Below are 17433 nucleotides of genomic sequence, written 5' to 3'. Positions count from 1 at the left end.
GCTAATCAATTTGAATTTGAATTGTTGGATAGTCAAGGGAATGTACTTGAAACAGTGGGTAATGCAGGAGATGGTAGTATAAACTTTACTGAGCTTGAGTTTAGTGAGGCAGGAACGTTTGTGTACCAAGTTCGTGAAGTTAAAGGAAATCAAAAAGGTATAAGCTATGATGACAAAGTCATTGACCTGGAGATTCAAGTAGTTGATGATGGAATGGGTCAGTTAAGTGGATCTATTAAAACACAAAGTGATCAAAGTTTTATAAATACTTACAAAGCAAAACCAGCGTCTGTTCAAGTATCCCTCAACAAGAAACTCATAGCTGGGCTCCTAAAAGCTAATCAATTTGAATTTGAATTGTTGGATAGTCAAGGGAATGTACTTGAAACAGTGGGTAATGCAGGAGATGGTAGTATAAACTTTACTGAGCTTGAGTTTAGTGAGGCAGGAACGTTTGTGTACCAAGTTCGTGAAGTTAAAGAAAATCAAAAAGGTATAAGCTATGATGACAAAGTCATTGACCTGGATATTCAAGTAGTTGATGATGGAATGGGTCAGTTAAGTGGATCTATTAAAACACAAAGTGATCAAAGTTTTATAAATACTTACAAAGCAAAACCAGCGTCTGTTCAAGTATCCCTCAACAAGAAACTCCTAGGTGGGCTCCTAAAAGCTAATCAATTTGAATTTGAATTGTTGGATAGTCAAGGGAATCTACTTGAATCAGTGCGTAATGCAGAAGATGGTAGTATAAACTTTACTGAGCTTGAGTTTAGTGAGGCAGGAACGTTTAAGTACCAAGTTCGCGAAGTTAAAGGAAATCAAAAAGGTATAAGCTATGATGATAAAGTCATTGACCTTGAGATAAAAACAGAAATAATTGAGGACAAAGTTGAAGCAAGAGTGTTGTTTAAAAATGGAGACACCTTTGTTAATCAAATAAAGACAGAACCTAAACTACCTCCAACTGGTCAATCGACACGTCTTACCCCTTATTTATTTACATTGCTAGGGATGATACTTTTAGGATTTAATAAGAAAGAAAACAAATAATAACTATCAAAAAGCCTTCGTTTTATTTTGAAACGAAGGCTTTAATTATATGTATTCAACAGCATTTGGCATAATTGTAATTAAACTATTGACTAAGTCAAAGTATGTATCATTTGTTTTACTAAATCTAGTTTTAACTGGCGGTTCTTTTATTTGCCATTCAATTTTTTCAAAGGGAGAGATGATTGTAATCTCTTTGGCTTTAGAACCTGTTTCATGCGGACGGGAAATGTAAATTTTATTTACATCGATAAGACTGTAACGGTTGTCATTGATGGTTAAAGAGGTTCTAGATACATTGATGAATAAAAACTTATCGCGTTGAATAAATGCAATGATTGAAAGAATGATGAGTGATGTGATTGGAATAACAAGAAGAAGGAAGAGGTTTGTTGATTGAAGTGCATCTGAGAAAGTAAACCAAAAAAAGTAAAGAGGAATGGTTATGACATAAAAAACGAGCAAGAGTGCTGTAAAAAATGGGTGGGTACGTCGACGTCCTTTTAACTTGAAAGACTGCTTTTTTTCAGAAAAAATATGATCGTTTTCGGCTATAATATCAGCATCGTTCTCTGTTAAAAAACGATTGGCAATTTGGTTATAATCATCGATTCCAAATGCTTTTAGATTCACTTTAACATAAGCGTTATTTGAATCTAATAGAAACAAAATAAGTTCAAGTCGTTGATATTTTTTGTAGAACAAAGAATTAGAATTTCGATGTAAGGTTTCAGCAGTTCTGATATCGTTCTTATTTTCTTGGAATTTTAGCCTATTCCCTCGATAAACGGATACCGTTTTCGCATCAAAAACTATTTTATAATTATGAGTTTTAAAGTTTATAATTAGGGTAAAGAAGAAAATTATAAAAAATAAAGCGATTAATAAAAATAGAAATTCCTGGTCACTAAGGTTATTTATAAACGAATGAACGCTTGGAAGTAAATCACTAAAAATTTGATAGAAAAAACATAAAACAAGGCTTGTTATGATTGACTGCCTGATGATTTGGTATGTGCGTCGAGATAAACTTAGTTTAAAAACATCTCGCTCATGATCACTTTGATTCTTTAAGTCAAAGGAAAGTAAGATGATTGATAGAATTGAAACAATCATTGCAAGAAAAGCAAGTATCTTAAATATACTGTGCCCATCTAGATATTGAAAGGTCCGATACAGATAAAAAGCGTCATCATAAGAATCATAATTTAAACTTAAACTTTGACCATAATGATGATCAAAATTAAATGTAAAATTATCACTTAATTCAATGATTTCTCCGCGGTATGAAATAAGCATACCATTGTAACCTTTATCTTCTTGAAGTCTGAGCGGCGCACCATTAATCTCTTGTCCTTCAAATTCAATGATTTCAACGTTTCCATTTGAGTATATATCTAAAGTTTTTGCTCCATCGTCTATAAAAGCAAAAGTATTCGATAGACGCTGACTGAATAAAAGTGCTATAGCAAGTACGATTAAAAACAAATGACGTATAATCTTAACATTTCCTTCTTTCATGATTGTCTCCCTTATAATGTAGCTGTATTTTAGCACATAAAATATAAAGGAACTAGAAAAGAAACGAAAACTAGCTTAAAGGACATGAAAGAAGGATAAACTACCATCATGTTAGAAAATATTTAGAATAAATTGAAATCGGAATTTGTTTATCGTACTATTGGAGTTATAGAGAAAGTTGAGATTAATCATGAAAATATTTCGATATCAAGGATACGCGATGAGAAAAGCTCGAGCAGAAGATTTTAGGAACTATTATGATAATAATTTAAAAATACTGGATGACGAGGTTGTATTTCTTACAGGTTCAAAAAAGAACTATCATGAATCTGAGGTCTATGAGTATTTCACTCATAATTTAATGGATTTACAACGTGAAGATTTTTTTATAGTTCATCCTGATGGAACCATTATTGGTGAGGTGGTATTCAATGAATACGATGCTAAAGCCCACTCAATGAATTTTAGAATTGTAATTTTCCACTTAGAAAAAAGTGTTAAAGGATTAGGGACTTGGGCTATAAAGACAAGCATTGATTATGTTTTCGAAACACTTAAATTGAACTGTGTTGAATTAGATGTTTTTTCTTTCAATAAACGGGCAATCCATGTTTATCAAAAAGTAGGTTTCAAAAAGGTATCAAGCGAGAAAACATTAATATTTGATGGCGATAAAATGGCGGATGATATCTTTATGAGGATGACTTACGAAGATTGGTTTAAGCAGGGGAAGTGAGCTTATGCATTGTATAAGACTTTGTGAACTTGATGAAAAGGTTATATTTGATTGTTTTAAAAATGCTTTTTCTGATTATATTGTTCCGATGGATATGACCTATGAAGCATTTTTGACGATGCTATTTTATCGAGGCTATACTGCTGATCTTTCATTTGGTATCGTTGAAAATGATCACTTAGTCGGTTTTGTTATAAATGGAACTGATACGTCTAAGCCCGCTCAAGTCTATGATATTAGTACAGGAATTATTCCTGCCTACCAAGGACAAGGATTGGGTAGAGTTTTACTCAAATATACGGTGGACAGTTTAAAGAAATCTAATTTCAATGATTACAGTCTTGAAGTTATCACAAGCAACACTCAAGCCATAAAATCCTATAGTAGTTTAGGATTTATCATTGAGAAAGAGCTAGTAACCTATGAGTTATCTTATGCCATAGAGCAAGGACAAACATCAAATCATGTGGAAAAAACCACCTTGGCGGATATTTTAAATCTCACCAAATTTAATGATTATAAACCAAGTTGGCAAAATGACGTGCAAGCAATCATCAGAGCAGAAGAGACTTTGAGTTTTTATGTTTATCGATTGAATGGCCAAAGCGTAGCTTATGCAATCATTGATTTAAAGACAGGAAATATTTCACAACTCGCTGTGATTGATAGCAAACGAAGAAAAGGAATTGCAACAGAATTGATGTTGCATCTTATTACCGTGATTCACTGTGATAAAATAAGAATAATTAATTGTGATAAGCGTGATCGTGGGCTTGAATGTTTTTTAAAAGAATTTGGATTTAAATTAAAAATACGACAATTTGAAATGAAATATAGAATAGAATGAAAGAAGGTTAAATTTGAAAACAGAAATTTGGATTGTAAGACATGGTGAAACGGAATGGAACACAGTGGGGCGTTTACAAGGAAGTAAGGATATTTCATTGAATAAGATCGGCTTACAGCAAGCTCAAGATTGTGCAAATTACCTAAATGAAAAGCCATGGGATTGTTTGATTACAAGTCCATTAAACCGAGCATATGAAACAGCGTCAGTCATTGGAAAAGAACTTGATTTAAGAATCATAAGAATGGATGAATTTAAGGAAATGAATTTCGGTGATGGCGAAGGGTTATTGATCCATGAACGAAATGAACTTCTTGAAAATGGTCAGTTCCCAAATCAGGAAAAAATGATTGATTTTCAACAGAGGATCATGCAAGGTCTAGATAAGATTATCCAAAGTTACTCAGGACAAAGAATTATATTAGTGGCACATGGTAAAGTGTTGAATGAATTACTAGAAATCCTTTCGGATGGGGCTTTAAAGTCTGGGACTTTAGGTTTAGTTAATGGCTGCATTAATAAATTAGAGTACTATAATCAAATATGGAAGATTAAATCCTATAATGATAAAGAACACCTTCAAACATACAGTGACATTGGCAAGATTTAAAAAATAGGGATTTCAATGTAAGGAAAGTACAATGAGTGTTATAATAGACAATAATAAAGAAAGAAGGATAAAGAAATGAATGAACTCGATAAGAAATATGCAAATTTATTGGTAAGTGTAGGGTTGAATGTGCAGGAAGGTCAGACAGTTTTAATTAATGCTGCACCAGAACATTATGAATTTGTAACGCTTATCACAGAACAAGCTTACGGAAAAAAAGCCAAACAAGTGATTGTTAAATTTACAAGTGAAGCAATTACTCGTTTAGATTATTTGAATCAAGACGTAGGGACATTAACAGATGTTAAGCAGTGGGAAATTGATGAGTCATTATGGCAAATTGAACAAGATTTATGTTTGTTAGCATTGAGAAGTCCGAATCCAGGTTTAATGGATGATGTCGACAGTTCAAAAGTTACTGAAAAAATGCAAGCATATGGTAAAGCTATGACAAAGCGTAGAGATTATACAATGAGTTCCAAAGGACAATGGCTTGTCGCGGCTTACCCAAGTGTCTCGTGGGCTCAAGCAGTATTCCCAAAACTTGATGATGAGGAAGCATATGATAAACTTTATCAAGCAATCTTGAAAGCTTCACGAGTTAGTGAAGATAATGACCCTATTAAAGAATGGGAAAATCATAATGCAATGTTAAAAGGTCAAAATGACAAACTCAATGAGTATGACTTTGAATCTTTAACTTTTACCAATGCTATGGGAACAAATATTACGGTAGGCCTTGTGAAGGGTCATCAATGGGGCGGTGGCGCTAAGCCAGCATTAAACGGTGTTAACTTTAATGCGAATATTCCGACCGAGGAATCATTTACAACCCCTGATAGAATGAATGTTAACGGAATAGTGTACAATAGCATCGCTTTGAATAATAATGGTCGATTGATTGATAAGTTTTGGTTAAAGTTTGAAAATGGGTATGTTGTAGATTATGATGCTGAAATTGGAAAAGAAGCACTCACTAAATTACTACAAACGGATGATAATTCAAAACGAATCGGTGAAATTGCACTCGTATCCTATGATTCTCCTATTTCTAATATGGGTATCTTATTTTATAACACGCTGTTTGATGAAAATGCTTCATGTCATATCGCTTTGGGACAAGGTTATCCTTTAATTGAAAAAGGTGGACTCATGTCATCTGAAGAACTATTAGAACGAGGCATTAACCAATCAATTATTCATGTTGATTTTATGTTTGGAACTCAAGATATGAAAATTGTCGGTCGTAAATTTGATGGAACAATGATCACAATTATGGAAAATGGAAATTTAACCTTGGTATAAATTTCTTACATATTAAAAGCTGTCTTTAACCTCCAATCACCTTTCGTGTGGTAGGGGCAAAGATAGCTTTTTTATGAGTTAGAATAACGATTTAGAAGCTTAGTCTAGACAAGGTAAATAGATTGGCATATGATATTATTAAGGATTTCGATAAACAAATATTGAAGTATATCCACTTTGAAAAGGAAGTGACATGATGATTAGAAAAATTGAGACAAAAGACTTTGAACACGTGAGAAAATTAGTTGATCAAACCTTTCAACCCAAGGAATCAATGGTTAAATTGTTTCCATCACTATTTCTTACCCAAGAAAAATTCTCTTATGTGCAAGAAATCTCTGGGAAAATTGTATCATTTATTGGTGTTTCACCGATACGTTATGACAATTACAGTGGTGTAGCATTGGGGGCGATCTTTACCATTAAGGATTTTCAAGGTCAGGGTTTGATGAGAGACATGTTTCCATACGTTCTTGAGGATTTAAAACAACAAGAGATTGATTTTATCCTTGTCTCAGGTGCTGGAAAGGTCTATCGTGAAAATGGTGTTGTCGATTTTGGGCGATTTAAAAGGTACAGTATACCAACACAAAAAAATCATCAAGATATTCAGTTGCTTGAGTATAAAAACGATTTAAAAGGTTTAAATAAAATATACACTACCTTAAGTAATAGTGACACCTTTGATTATGGTGTGAACGAATTGGCCATGGTCTTGGAAAGCCAACCGATTGCTAGACTGAAAGGGTATAGTCCTGTAACATTCACCTTAGAAAATGGTTCCTTTTTAACTTATGCCTTTGGTGATGATGATGCTACAGTGATCGAGTGGGGTGGTAATCTAAATGATGTTATTAAGATGGTTGAAACGTTGAATAAGAGATATAATATTTCACTCACAACACTTATTTGTAAAGATGATGATCCATGGATGGCTGACTATGAGTATGAAATGATTATAAATTCTGGAACGATCATCACTTTGAATCAAACTTTTGATCCTGAAACCTTGCCGTATTGCAGCGGTTACAAATTTATCTAGAGGCTCTTTCATCCGAAAGAATTTTTAATGTACAGGTTTTTGTACAATTAAGTAAATGGTTGTGTTAGAATAAAGTAAATATAAGATGAGGAGTCGATTGACGTGATTTCGTATTTACTACAAAGTGAGCGGAAACGCCAAAAACTTACCCAAGAGTATTTATCCAAAGGGATATGTTCAGTTTCCTATTTATCAAAAATAGAGAGTGGTTTAACAGACGCAAGTGAAGAAATAATTACCTTGCTTTTTGAAGCATTGGGAATTTCATATATTCATGAAAATGAAGAAACGATTCAATTTAAGCAAAGTTTTTCAAAATTAGAAGAGCTATTTATTGAATTTGAAAAAGAAGAATTTGACCAACTGTTTTCTGAATTATTAGAAAAAGCGCCAAAGCTTTTGTATTCTCCATGCACAATTGAAGCTCAAATCCTGATAGCCTATCGTAATAAAGACATTGAAACATTAGAAAGTATTCGGACAACTAAACATAAATTACTTAGTTTTCTTCAATGTGAACTCTATGAAGAAACATTACAATTTGAAGACCTAATAAAATTAGCAGAAGCAACGCTCATATTAGATAATTCAGGGACCACTGCCTATTATCTTATGAATGCCCATTTTTTCTTAGGGAATTATCATGATTGTATTAATTTTTCAAAAATTGCTTATTCTAGTTACTCAATGAATGGTAATGCTTTTGGGATGTTTCAAGCTATATTGATTATGGCAGGGTCCCATTCAAATATAAATCAATTAGAGCAAGCGTTAGACTATTATCGTGTGTCAGAACGGCTAGGAAAGCAGTTACAGATTGATAACTATGTCTATTTTTCGAACTACAATATTGGTGCGACCTATTTAATGATGGATAACTATGATCAAGCTTTGCGTCATTTTAAGCTAGCTGAAAAGCATGTTGGCTGTGATGAATTTCGACTTTACACCAAAATGATTCTTGCCTATGTCATGAGTGGTGATTCAGAAAAAGCTGAAAAATATTATACAAAAATATACAAAAATCAAGCTGGATTTAATGAAGATGAGTATAGATTTTTGAAATACATCATCCAAACTGAACAATTCAATAAAGAAAAAGAATATATTGAACATCTACAGCGTTGCATGCTTTACTATGAAAGTAAACGTTTGTTTGGACATGTACGCTTTTACGCTAAGTACTTAAGTGAAGCCTATCAAAGTCAGGCGCGTTACAAAGCTTCTTTAAATTTAATCAAAAAATACAATGTTTCTTAAATATTGGCGATATTTTATAATTAGACATTAAAATAGGGCGTAATTTTCCCAATAAGACCCTCTTGTATCAATTGTTGTTTTGTTATTCAATTGATATAGGAGGTTTTCTTATGAAAAATAGTCTATGGTCGAAAAATTTTAAATTACTTGTTGCAGGGACATTTCTTTCTGCACTGGGAGGAATTGGGTTAAATTTAGCGTTTGGATTGGTTATCTTTGATCAAACACAATCTACGTTTTTATCAGGAGTTTTTACAACGTTAGCCATGATACCTTATTTGGTTTTTCCATTGTTGATTGGACCCTATATTGATCGACATGATCCACTTAAAGTGCTTTTACACAATGAAAAAATATTACTTGTCATTTATTTTTTAGCAGGCATAATTGTGAAAGTCACTGATTTTAATTTTTTGCTATATTTGGGAATTATTCTTCTCATTTCAATCTTTAGTATTGTATCTGAGATTGCATCACAAAGTATTACGCCACAACTCATTGCGAAAGAAAATTTTTCAAAAGGCTTTGCTATTATGTCGACAATTTATCCTTTGGCACAGGTTATTGTTTCTCCATTAGCACTTTTTATCTATGGAAAGTTTGGTCTTTCGATGATGTTTTTTATCTATACATTCTTTTCTTTTATCGATATTATTATCGAAAGTAAAATTAAATTTGACTTTGTTTATGATGAAGATCGTTCTGTTTCAAACATAGGATTTTTAGAAGATATCCAAAGCGGCTTCAAATATTTAAAAACGGACTCCTCGCTCATAGCAGTCTTATTGTTTTTTTCATTAGTCATGTTTACAAGTGCAAGTAACACGCTTTGGTACCCTTATTTTGCAACTTCAAAGACTTTGAATTTAAATCAGTATGGTTTTATGATGGCTACAAGTTCAGCAGGTTATCTTTTTGGTGGATTATTACATTATGTCTATACGATTAAGGATAAAGATCGGTATAAAATAGCGGTTGTTGTTTACTTTACCTTTGTTATTTTAGATTCCCTTTTTTTCTTTGTACCCTTTGTTGGAATGTGTTTCATTCGATTTGTGTTGGGGATACTTGGAATGAACTCTGCAAACATTCGAACGACTGCAGTTCAACAACGGCTTAATCCCATCCATCGTGCCAAAGTCAATACAATATATTCTGTTATGTTTAATGTGTCGATGATGATTGGTCAAGTTGTAATTGGGTTTTTAGGTGATTATTTTGAATATTCAATGGTGATGGTCTTAGTTCAAGGTGTTTATTTGCTTGCGATTATTCTTTTTATACTTCCACAAAAATATGGAGTTTCCAAATTGTATAATTATTCAACGAACTCATGATAAAAAACTTTTCCTTCGTCTAGATTTAATGGTAAACTATAAGAGAAATATTTAACAATGTTTTAAGAAGGGTGGTAAAGATATGATGAAGTGGTTTATTGATCAACCAGTAGTTTTACAAGCATTGTTGGCGACGTTGTTTACTTGGGGTGTGACAGCATTAGGGGCAGCCACAGTTTTCTTTTTTAAAGATATCAAGAAAAACGTTTTAAATGCAATGTTAGGATTTGCAGCAGGCGTTATGATTGCTGCGAGTTTCTGGTCGCTTTTAGCACCGTCCATTAGCATGGCAGAATCGATTGGTCAAAATGCAGTTGTAGTAGCCGCTTTAGGCTTTTTATCGGGTGGTTTGTTTTTATTTTTAGCTGATAAGTTAATTCCGCATCTTCATTTGGGTGGAAAAATGAGTGAAGCCGAAGGCATCAAAACTAGTTGGCAACGTTCAGTCTTGCTTGTTTTAGCCATAACATTGCATAATATTCCTGAAGGTCTTGCTGTTGGGGTAGCTTTTGGCGCGGTCGCGAAAGGAACAGGTGATGCAACATTGGCAGGGGCAATTGCTCTAGCAATAGGGATTGGTCTGCAGAATTTTCCAGAAGGGGCAGCAGTTTCAATACCACTTCGACGTGAAGGAATGTCACGAAAAAAAGCATTCTTATACGGCCAAGCATCTGGCGTTGTCGAACCTTTTATGGGGGTATTGGGGGCTGTTGCGGTTACAATGATGGAACCTATTTTACCGTTTGCTCTCGCTTTTGCAGCAGGAGCTATGATTTATGTTGTGGTTGAAGAGTTGATTCCTGAAGCACACAGAGGAAATGATAATCTTGAATCAGATATTACCACAATCGGTTGTATGATTGGTTTTACTGTTATGATGATATTAGATGTAGCTTTAGGATAGTTACGATAAGTTTTGAAAATAATACTTGTAATTACAGAAAAATAATGATAATCTTGTTTCAAGAAAGGTTGGGATACAATGATCTCTATACAAAATATAAAACTTAATGCCCAACAATTGAGCTACTATTATAGTTAACTGGTTAATGCCCATCGTGGATATTAACCATTTTGTGTTACTATAATCTACAGGGCTTAAGAAAATAAATTGAATTTAGTTCATTAAATTTAAGAAGCCGTGTAGATACGGCTTTTTTGTTGTTTAAACCATACAGGAGGAAAATTTAATGAAAAAAATAGTGAGTGTATTATTGATAATGTTAATGTTAGTCGGGTGTTCAAGCGAAGCAAAGGAGAAGGACCTTAAAATTGGTGTAATTCAATGGGCCGAACATCCAGCACTGAATGAATCTTTGGAAGGAATGAAACAAGGACTGATAGAATTAGGTGTAATAGATCAAGTTCAACTTGATGTTAAAAATGCGAATGAGGATGTAAGTAACGCCAATATGATAGTGAGTCAATTTGTGAACAATGATGTGGATTTGATTTTCGCCATTGCAACTCCAGCTGCCCAGACCGCATTAACACATCTGAAAAAAACGGATATTCCCTTAGTGTTTTCTGCAGTGTCAGATCCTGTCGTTGCAGGTTTATTATCGAATAGTGAAAAACCAGAAGGGAATGTGACAGGTGTCAGTGACTTACCTCCCCTTCAACAACAAGTAGAACTGATGCTAGAAATTCTACCAAATTTAAAGTCGGTTGGAATCGTCTTTAATACAAGTGAAATTAATGGTGTCAATCAAATAAAAGAAGTTAAGAAAATAGCTGAAAAATTGAATATTAAAATAATTGATAAAGGAATTAGTAGTCCGAATGAGATTTCTTCAGCTGCAAGTCAATTAGCAAGTCAAACGGATGCCTCGTTTATTGTTAATGATAATATGATAGCAAATGCGGCAGGATTAATTGTTGATCGTTTTGCAAAAGAAAATAAACCAGTATTTATGGCTGAATCGGGTCAGTTTGAACAAGGGATATTTGCTGCTGATTCTGTTTCATACTTTAATTTAGGAAAACAAGCCGGAGAAATGATTCATGATATTTTATTAAATAATAAAGACATTTCCATGATTCCGGTCCAAACTTCCAAGACCACAGAACTCTTAATTAATGAAAAAATGGCAGAACAGTTAAATATCGAGATTCCAGAATCAATTTTAGCAAGAGCAGGTGGTCGATAACCATGGGGTTTTTAACTGATGTGTTAGTGCAAGGATTGTTGTATGGCGTTTTAGCCATCGGGGTCATGTTATCGTATGAAGTCTTAGATATTCCGGATTTGAGTGTTGATGGAACATTCCCATTGGGAGTTGTGGTCAGTGCTATCTTAATTGTGAAAGGTATCAACCCTTGGCTTGCTTTATTGGTGTCGTTTCTTGCTGGAGTTCTTGCAGGTGCTGTGACAGGGATTCTTCATGTAAAAATGAAAATCAGTGCATTATTAAGTGGAATCTTAGTGATGAGTGGATTGTATTCAATTAATTTAATGATTGCTAAAGGAAGTTCTAATATTCCACTATTCCAGTTTGATAATATATTTACACCAATTCAGACAGCTTTACCAAGTCAATTCAGTCGTCTTTCACAACTAATTACAATGATCATTGTTGTTGTCGTTGTTAAAGTATGTGTTGATAAAATACTTAAAACGAATCTCGGTTATTTGTTTAAAGTAACCGGTGATAATCCAAACTTAATCACCAGTTTAGGTCATGATAAAGGTTGGGTTAAAATTATAGGTCTGGGCTTAGCGAATGGATTAGTTGCTTTAAGTGGTGGTTTAGCGGCATCTGTTGAAGGGTACTTTGACATTAGCTTGGGGACAGGGATGATGATTCTTGGATTGTCTTCGGTTATTTTGGGAACCATAATTTTCAAACGATTTAAGCTTGAAAAAACTACAACTGCAGTTTTGGGAGCAATTGTGTATCGTTTTATAATAGCGATTGCTCTACGATTAAATATGAATCCACAACTTTTAAAGTTGGCGACCGTTATTATTTTTATTAGTGCGTTATTGATAAATGATAATCCAATGAGCACTCAATTAAGAAAGAAGATGAAAGCATCATGATTGAAATAAGAGAAATTGATAAATGTTTTAAAACTGAATACTCTACTTTGCAAGTTTACCAAGGGTTGAATTTAAAAATTTTCCCCAATGATTTTGTTGTTATCATAGGAGCGAATGGGTCTGGAAAATCAACGCTCTTAAATCTAATTACCCATGAAATTGAAATAGATAAGGGTGATATACTGCTTGATAAATCTTCGATTAAACAGATAAAAAAACATAAATTGTATCAAAAAATTGCTCGTGTACACCAAAATCCTGAGCAAGGTACGGCTCCTAATTTAACAATTATGGAAAATTTTCTCTTGACTCAAAATAAAGGGAAACTGTTCAATTTAAATTCATTATTTAGTCAAAACCAACAACTGTTTAAAGAACAGGTTCAAACCCTTGAAATGGGATTAGAAGACAAATTTGACGTTAAAGCCAAACAGCTAAGTGGTGGGCAACGGCAAGCGCTTGCGTTAGTCATGGCAAGTCTAAGTCAACCTGATGTGCTTCTTTTGGACGAACATACAGCTGCACTTGACCCCAAAAGTTCTAAAACAATAATGGAATTGACCCAACGATTGGTTGATGAGATGAATATAACAACCCTAATGGTTACTCATAACCTTCAACATGCACTGGACTATGGTAATCGATTAGTGATGTTCAAAGAAGGGAAAGTCGCGTTGGACTTAAATAAAGAAGAAAAGGATAAACTAAGTATCAATGACTTGCGAAAGCTTTTCTCAGAAGATGTTTAATTTATTGATAGAAAGGAATAATTATGATAATCAAACGATATCAAGAAACAATGATTCATCGATGTGTTGAAATTTATATCAATACCTTTACCCAAGCACCTTGGTTTGATAAAATTGATAACAATCAAAAGGTTTATCACTATTTTCAAAATGCCTACCAAATGGGGAACTCACGAAGTTATGTATTCATCAAAGATGATGAGATTGTAGGGTTTTGTGTTGGATTTTTAAAACCTTGGATCGAAGGTATTGAGCTTTACATCGATGAAATTTGCATTGATTACAATCACCAGCGCCAAGGTTATGGCGATGCTTTTTTGAATGCTATAATCAATGATTTAAAAGAAGATAAGATTGAAAGTATACTCTTAAATACGGATAAAAATACTCCAGCCTATAACTATTATAAAAAACATGGTTTTAAGGAAATAGAAAATTTAGTTATTTTAACACGATAGAAACTTATTTTAGAGTAAGTTTTTTATTGGCTTATAATACACATATATTACACATACTTATGCTATTATTAGTCAATAAATAAGTTGAAAAGAGGAGTCTATGAAGAAGCATCAAAAGAAAATATTAAAAGGTTTAGCTCTTACTGGTGGGATTTTAATTCTTTTATTGATTGCATTTATAGGATTTGCCGCAATAAATGATTATCGTCCTGCGTTGATAACACCATTAGAAAGTATTAATAAAAGTGAGTCAATTATGGTTGAAAAAGGGAGAGAATACTCAATATCAACATTTAATATCGGCTATGGAGGCCTTGGTAAAGATCAAGATTTTTTCATGGATGGGGGCAGTCGATCAGGTGCCGATACTCAAGAAGAAGTCATTGAGAATATTCAAGCAATCGATCAATTTATCCTTAATCTTAATCCTGATTTTGAACTTTATCAGGAAGTGGATACTAAAGGTAAACGGAGCTACGATGTCAATCAACTCGATGTTCTTATGAAGAACAAGAACAATGGTTACTTTGCCTATAATTATAAAGTGAAATTTGTGCCAATTCCCATCACACATCCGATGGGCCATGCAGAAAGTGGAATTTTGACAGTATCTGATTTTCAAGCACTTAAGTCTGAAAGAGTGTCATTTGATGGTAAAGAACCATGGATTAAACAACTTTTTGACTTAAAAAGAGCATTTACCATTACCCGATATGATGTCGATGATAAAGAACTCGTTATCATAAATGCCCATTTTTCAGCATTTGATAAAGGGGGAACAGTTCGAGCTCAACAATTAGAACAAATGAGAAGAGTTTTAATTAAAGAACGCAATAAAGGTAATTATGTAATCTTGGGTGGTGATTTTAACCATGAACTACCTGGCACTGATTCTAAAAATTTCACTTGGACGGATGATTACCCTGAATGGATCATGAAACTTCCTGATGACTTTACGCCCAAAGGATTTAATTGGGCGAATACAAAAGAAGCGCCAACTGTACGAGCTGTTGATAAGGCGTACAAAAAAGATGAAACATTTGTAGCGGTTATCGATGGGTTTTTGGTTTCAGATAACATTGATATTATGGCGATTAAAACTTATGATAATTTACAATTTGAAAATTCTGATCATCATCCTGTTGTTTTGAATTTCAGATTAAACTAAACACTTTGAAAAGTGTTTTTTTTTATCTTAATTGACAAATCACCAATCATATGATAAATTATATATATGAAAGATAGTTAATATGAAAGGTGGAAAGATAACAATGCATTTACTAGATAAAGACATTCAAGAAACAATGACAGAATTTTTTAAAGCATTGGCCCATCCCAACCGATTACAAATTTTATTTTTGTTAAGAAATAAAGAATTATCGGTCACAGAAATTTGTGAGGTGATGGAGTTGGAACAAAGCTATATATCGCATCAGCTAAAAAATTTAAAGAATACAAACTTAATTAATCGCTATCGTGATGGAAAGCAAATGAAATACTTTCTATCAGATAATCACGTTATTGATTTACTTGATTTAACAAAAGCACATTTAAAGGAGGAAAATTGCAATGAGTAACCATAATCATGACCATCAATCAATCGGTCTTACATCACTTCAATATTTTATGTTGGGTTTAATTTTGTTTATTGTTGGCTTATTTATGAAAAATATGACAATAAAACTAGTACTCAATCTCTTATCAATTATATTGGCAGGTCATCATATTATTTTTGAAGGGATTGAAGATACGATTCAGCGTACAAAAGAGCAAAAAAAGTTTACGCCAAACATTCACTTGTTGATGACTGTTGCGGCAGTCGGTGCCTTGATTTTGAGAGAATATAATGAAGCGGCGTTACTTATTTTAATTTTTGCAGGCGCTCATTTTTTAGAAGACTATGCAGAGAATAAAAGTAAAAAAGAAATAACCAGTCTTTTACAAATGAATCCAACAACTGCCCGGAGAAATACGGACAATGGTGAAATAGAAATTGTGGATGTGAATGACTTAAAAGTAGGAGATATCCTCACTGTCTTAAATGGTGATCAAGTTCCGACAGATGGGAAAGTCTTAACAGGTAACACCTCAATTGATCAATCATCCATTACAGGTGAAAGTATCCCAGTTGAAATATCAGTTGGTGATCAAGTTTTTGGTAGCACTATTAATGGAACAGGAACAATCACGATGGAAGTAACAAAGGCCTCAAGTGACACTGTTTTTGCTAAAATTATGGAACTTGTAAGTCAAACACAAACAGATGTATCTCAAACGGCTGCATTTATCCAACGCCTTGAACCAATTTATGTTAATTGGGTATTCATCCTGGCGCCTGTATTTTATCTCTTGGGTATTTATGGTTTTAAATGGGGACATGATATTAGTTTCTATCGAACCATGGTATTCCTAATTAGTGCAGCACCTTGTGCGTTAGCTGCAACAGATATTCCTGCAACTCTATCAGCGATTTCTAATTTAGCCAAAAATGGAATTCTATTTAAAGGGGGTTCTTATTTATCCAATTTATCTGACTTAGAAGCCATCGCTTTTGATAAAACGGGAACCTTGACCGAAGGAAGACCAAGCGTTACAAATATAAAATTCGTAAATGAATACAATGAACAAGAGATTAAACATTACGAAGCTATGATTGCATCGATGGAACGTCAATCTAATCATCCCCTAGCACGAGCAATATTGTCTTATTTATCAAGCGCATCCGAATTAGAGCTTGAGGTTGAGAATATCATCGGTGTAGGACTGAGTGCCAAATATCAAGATAAAGATTACCTTATTGGTAAACCAAGCTCATTCACAAATACAAACCAGGAGATAAACGATTATACTAAACGCTATGAGCGTGAAGGGAATACTGTTGTATACTTTGCTGAAAATAATCAAATTGTTGCTTTAATAGCGATTAAAGATAAAGTAAAAGAAACAGCAAAAACAGCGATCGATTATTTTAAAGGGAATGATATTCATACAGTTATGATTACTGGCGATGCAACGATGACTGGCGAAGCAATCGCTCGCGAACTTGGCATAGACGAAGTTCAAGGAAATGTATTACCGGAAAACAAATCAGAAATAGTTAAAAACCTAAAAGAAACCTATGGAATTGTAGCGATGGTTGGGGACGGTGTGAATGATGCACCAGCCCTTGTTATGGCGGATATTGGGATAGCGATGGGAGAAGGAACGGATATTGCAATTGAAGTTGCTGATGCTGTGTTAATGAAAAATGATTTAAAGAATATTGAAATCACCCATAAAGTATCCAAGCGACTACGAAAAATTGTGATTCAGAATATAATATTCGCGATGGCCGTAGTCCTCTTCCTTGTGATTGGTAACGTCTTTGGTTTAATGAACATGTCAGGAGCGGTATTAATCCATGAAGGCAGTACACTTGTTGTTATTTTAAATGGATTAAGAATGTTGAAACAAACTCAAAAAAACTAGATTC

Annotated in this window: 17 protein-coding genes; 16 read left to right on the top strand and 1 reads right to left on the bottom strand. The window is 33.6% G+C overall.

From position 1 onward, the window contains the following. The coding region (locus GVV10_RS03700) for a Spy0128 family protein (RefSeq protein ID WP_201289980.1) at window positions 1–1053 on the top strand (1053 nt) is incomplete at its 5' end. 45 nt (window positions 1054–1098) lie between these two features. Here the strand turns inward: GVV10_RS03700 and GVV10_RS03695 are convergent. Next, window positions 1099–2574 carry a hypothetical protein gene (locus GVV10_RS03695; RefSeq protein ID WP_159519716.1) on the bottom strand — a complete coding sequence of 492 codons (1476 nt, stop codon included), beginning with the start codon at window positions 2572–2574 and terminating at the stop codon, window positions 1099–1101. A gap of 190 nt (window positions 2575–2764) precedes the next feature. Between GVV10_RS03695 and GVV10_RS03690 the strand changes: the two genes are divergently transcribed. From GVV10_RS03690 to GVV10_RS03620, 15 genes are all read left to right on the top strand, one after another. After that, complete coding sequence (locus tag GVV10_RS03690) at window positions 2765–3310, top strand: GNAT family N-acetyltransferase (protein WP_159519714.1); 546 nt, start codon at window positions 2765–2767, stop codon at window positions 3308–3310. Window positions 3311–3314: 4 nt separating this feature from the next. Next, a complete protein-coding gene (locus tag GVV10_RS03685; protein WP_159519712.1) occupies window positions 3315–4157 on the top strand; it encodes a GNAT family N-acetyltransferase in 843 nt (280 codons plus the stop codon). A 13-nt stretch (window positions 4158–4170) separates the two neighbouring features. Further along, complete coding sequence (locus tag GVV10_RS03680; RefSeq protein ID WP_159519710.1) at window positions 4171–4767, top strand: histidine phosphatase family protein; 597 nt, start codon at window positions 4171–4173, stop codon at window positions 4765–4767. Between the two features lie 75 nt (window positions 4768–4842). Then, the gene (locus GVV10_RS03675) at window positions 4843–6072 is read left to right on the top strand and encodes an aminopeptidase (RefSeq protein WP_159519708.1); all 1230 of its coding nucleotides are present in this window, start codon (window positions 4843–4845) and stop codon (window positions 6070–6072) included. Between the two features lie 196 nt (window positions 6073–6268). Next, the gene (locus tag GVV10_RS03670; RefSeq protein ID WP_159519706.1) at window positions 6269–7114 is read left to right on the top strand and encodes a GNAT family N-acetyltransferase; all 846 of its coding nucleotides are present in this window, start codon (window positions 6269–6271) and stop codon (window positions 7112–7114) included. 102 nt (window positions 7115–7216) lie between these two features. Next, window positions 7217–8374, top strand: a complete 1158-nt coding sequence (locus GVV10_RS03665; protein ID WP_159519704.1) for a helix-turn-helix domain-containing protein — start codon at window positions 7217–7219, stop codon at window positions 8372–8374. 110 nt (window positions 8375–8484) lie between these two features. Then, the gene (locus GVV10_RS03660; protein WP_159519702.1) at window positions 8485–9711 is read left to right on the top strand and encodes an MFS transporter; all 1227 of its coding nucleotides are present in this window, start codon (window positions 8485–8487) and stop codon (window positions 9709–9711) included. 85 nt (window positions 9712–9796) lie between these two features. After that, window positions 9797–10615, top strand: coding sequence for a ZIP family metal transporter (locus GVV10_RS03655; protein WP_268892247.1), 819 nt, complete (start codon window positions 9797–9799; stop codon window positions 10613–10615). Between the two features lie 286 nt (window positions 10616–10901). After that, on the top strand, window positions 10902–11861 hold the full coding sequence (locus GVV10_RS03650) for an ABC transporter substrate-binding protein (protein ID WP_159519697.1): 960 nt from the start codon (window positions 10902–10904) through the stop codon (window positions 11859–11861). Window positions 11862–11863: 2 nt separating this feature from the next. Beyond that, complete coding sequence (locus tag GVV10_RS03645; protein ID WP_159519695.1) at window positions 11864–12754, top strand: ABC transporter permease; 891 nt, start codon at window positions 11864–11866, stop codon at window positions 12752–12754. Beyond that, window positions 12751–13503, top strand: a complete 753-nt coding sequence (locus tag GVV10_RS03640) for an ABC transporter ATP-binding protein (protein ID WP_159519693.1) — start codon at window positions 12751–12753, stop codon at window positions 13501–13503. The genes GVV10_RS03645 and GVV10_RS03640 overlap by 4 nt, the downstream gene beginning before the upstream one ends. Before the next feature lie 23 nt (window positions 13504–13526). Further along, a complete protein-coding gene (locus GVV10_RS03635) occupies window positions 13527–13961 on the top strand; it encodes a GNAT family N-acetyltransferase (RefSeq protein ID WP_159519691.1) in 435 nt (144 codons plus the stop codon). Window positions 13962–14061: 100 nt separating this feature from the next. Continuing rightward, on the top strand, window positions 14062–15129 hold the full coding sequence (locus GVV10_RS03630; protein WP_159519689.1) for an endonuclease/exonuclease/phosphatase family protein: 1068 nt from the start codon (window positions 14062–14064) through the stop codon (window positions 15127–15129). Window positions 15130–15232: 103 nt separating this feature from the next. Beyond that, window positions 15233–15538: an ArsR/SmtB family transcription factor gene (locus GVV10_RS03625; protein ID WP_159519687.1), complete on the top strand. Its 306-nt coding sequence runs from the start codon at window positions 15233–15235 to the stop codon at window positions 15536–15538. After that, the gene (locus tag GVV10_RS03620) at window positions 15531–17429 is read left to right on the top strand and encodes a heavy metal translocating P-type ATPase (RefSeq protein WP_159519685.1); all 1899 of its coding nucleotides are present in this window, start codon (window positions 15531–15533) and stop codon (window positions 17427–17429) included. The genes GVV10_RS03625 and GVV10_RS03620 overlap by 8 nt, the downstream gene beginning before the upstream one ends. Window positions 17430–17433: the final 4 nt, after the last annotated feature.

This window comes from Erysipelothrix urinaevulpis, from assembly GCF_009828835.1.
GTDB classification, from domain to species: domain Bacteria; phylum Bacillota_I; class Bacilli_A; order Erysipelotrichales; family Erysipelotrichaceae; genus Erysipelothrix; species Erysipelothrix urinaevulpis.
Note: the sequence above shows the minus strand (reverse complement) of the source record. Positions and strands in the feature narration are given on the sequence as shown.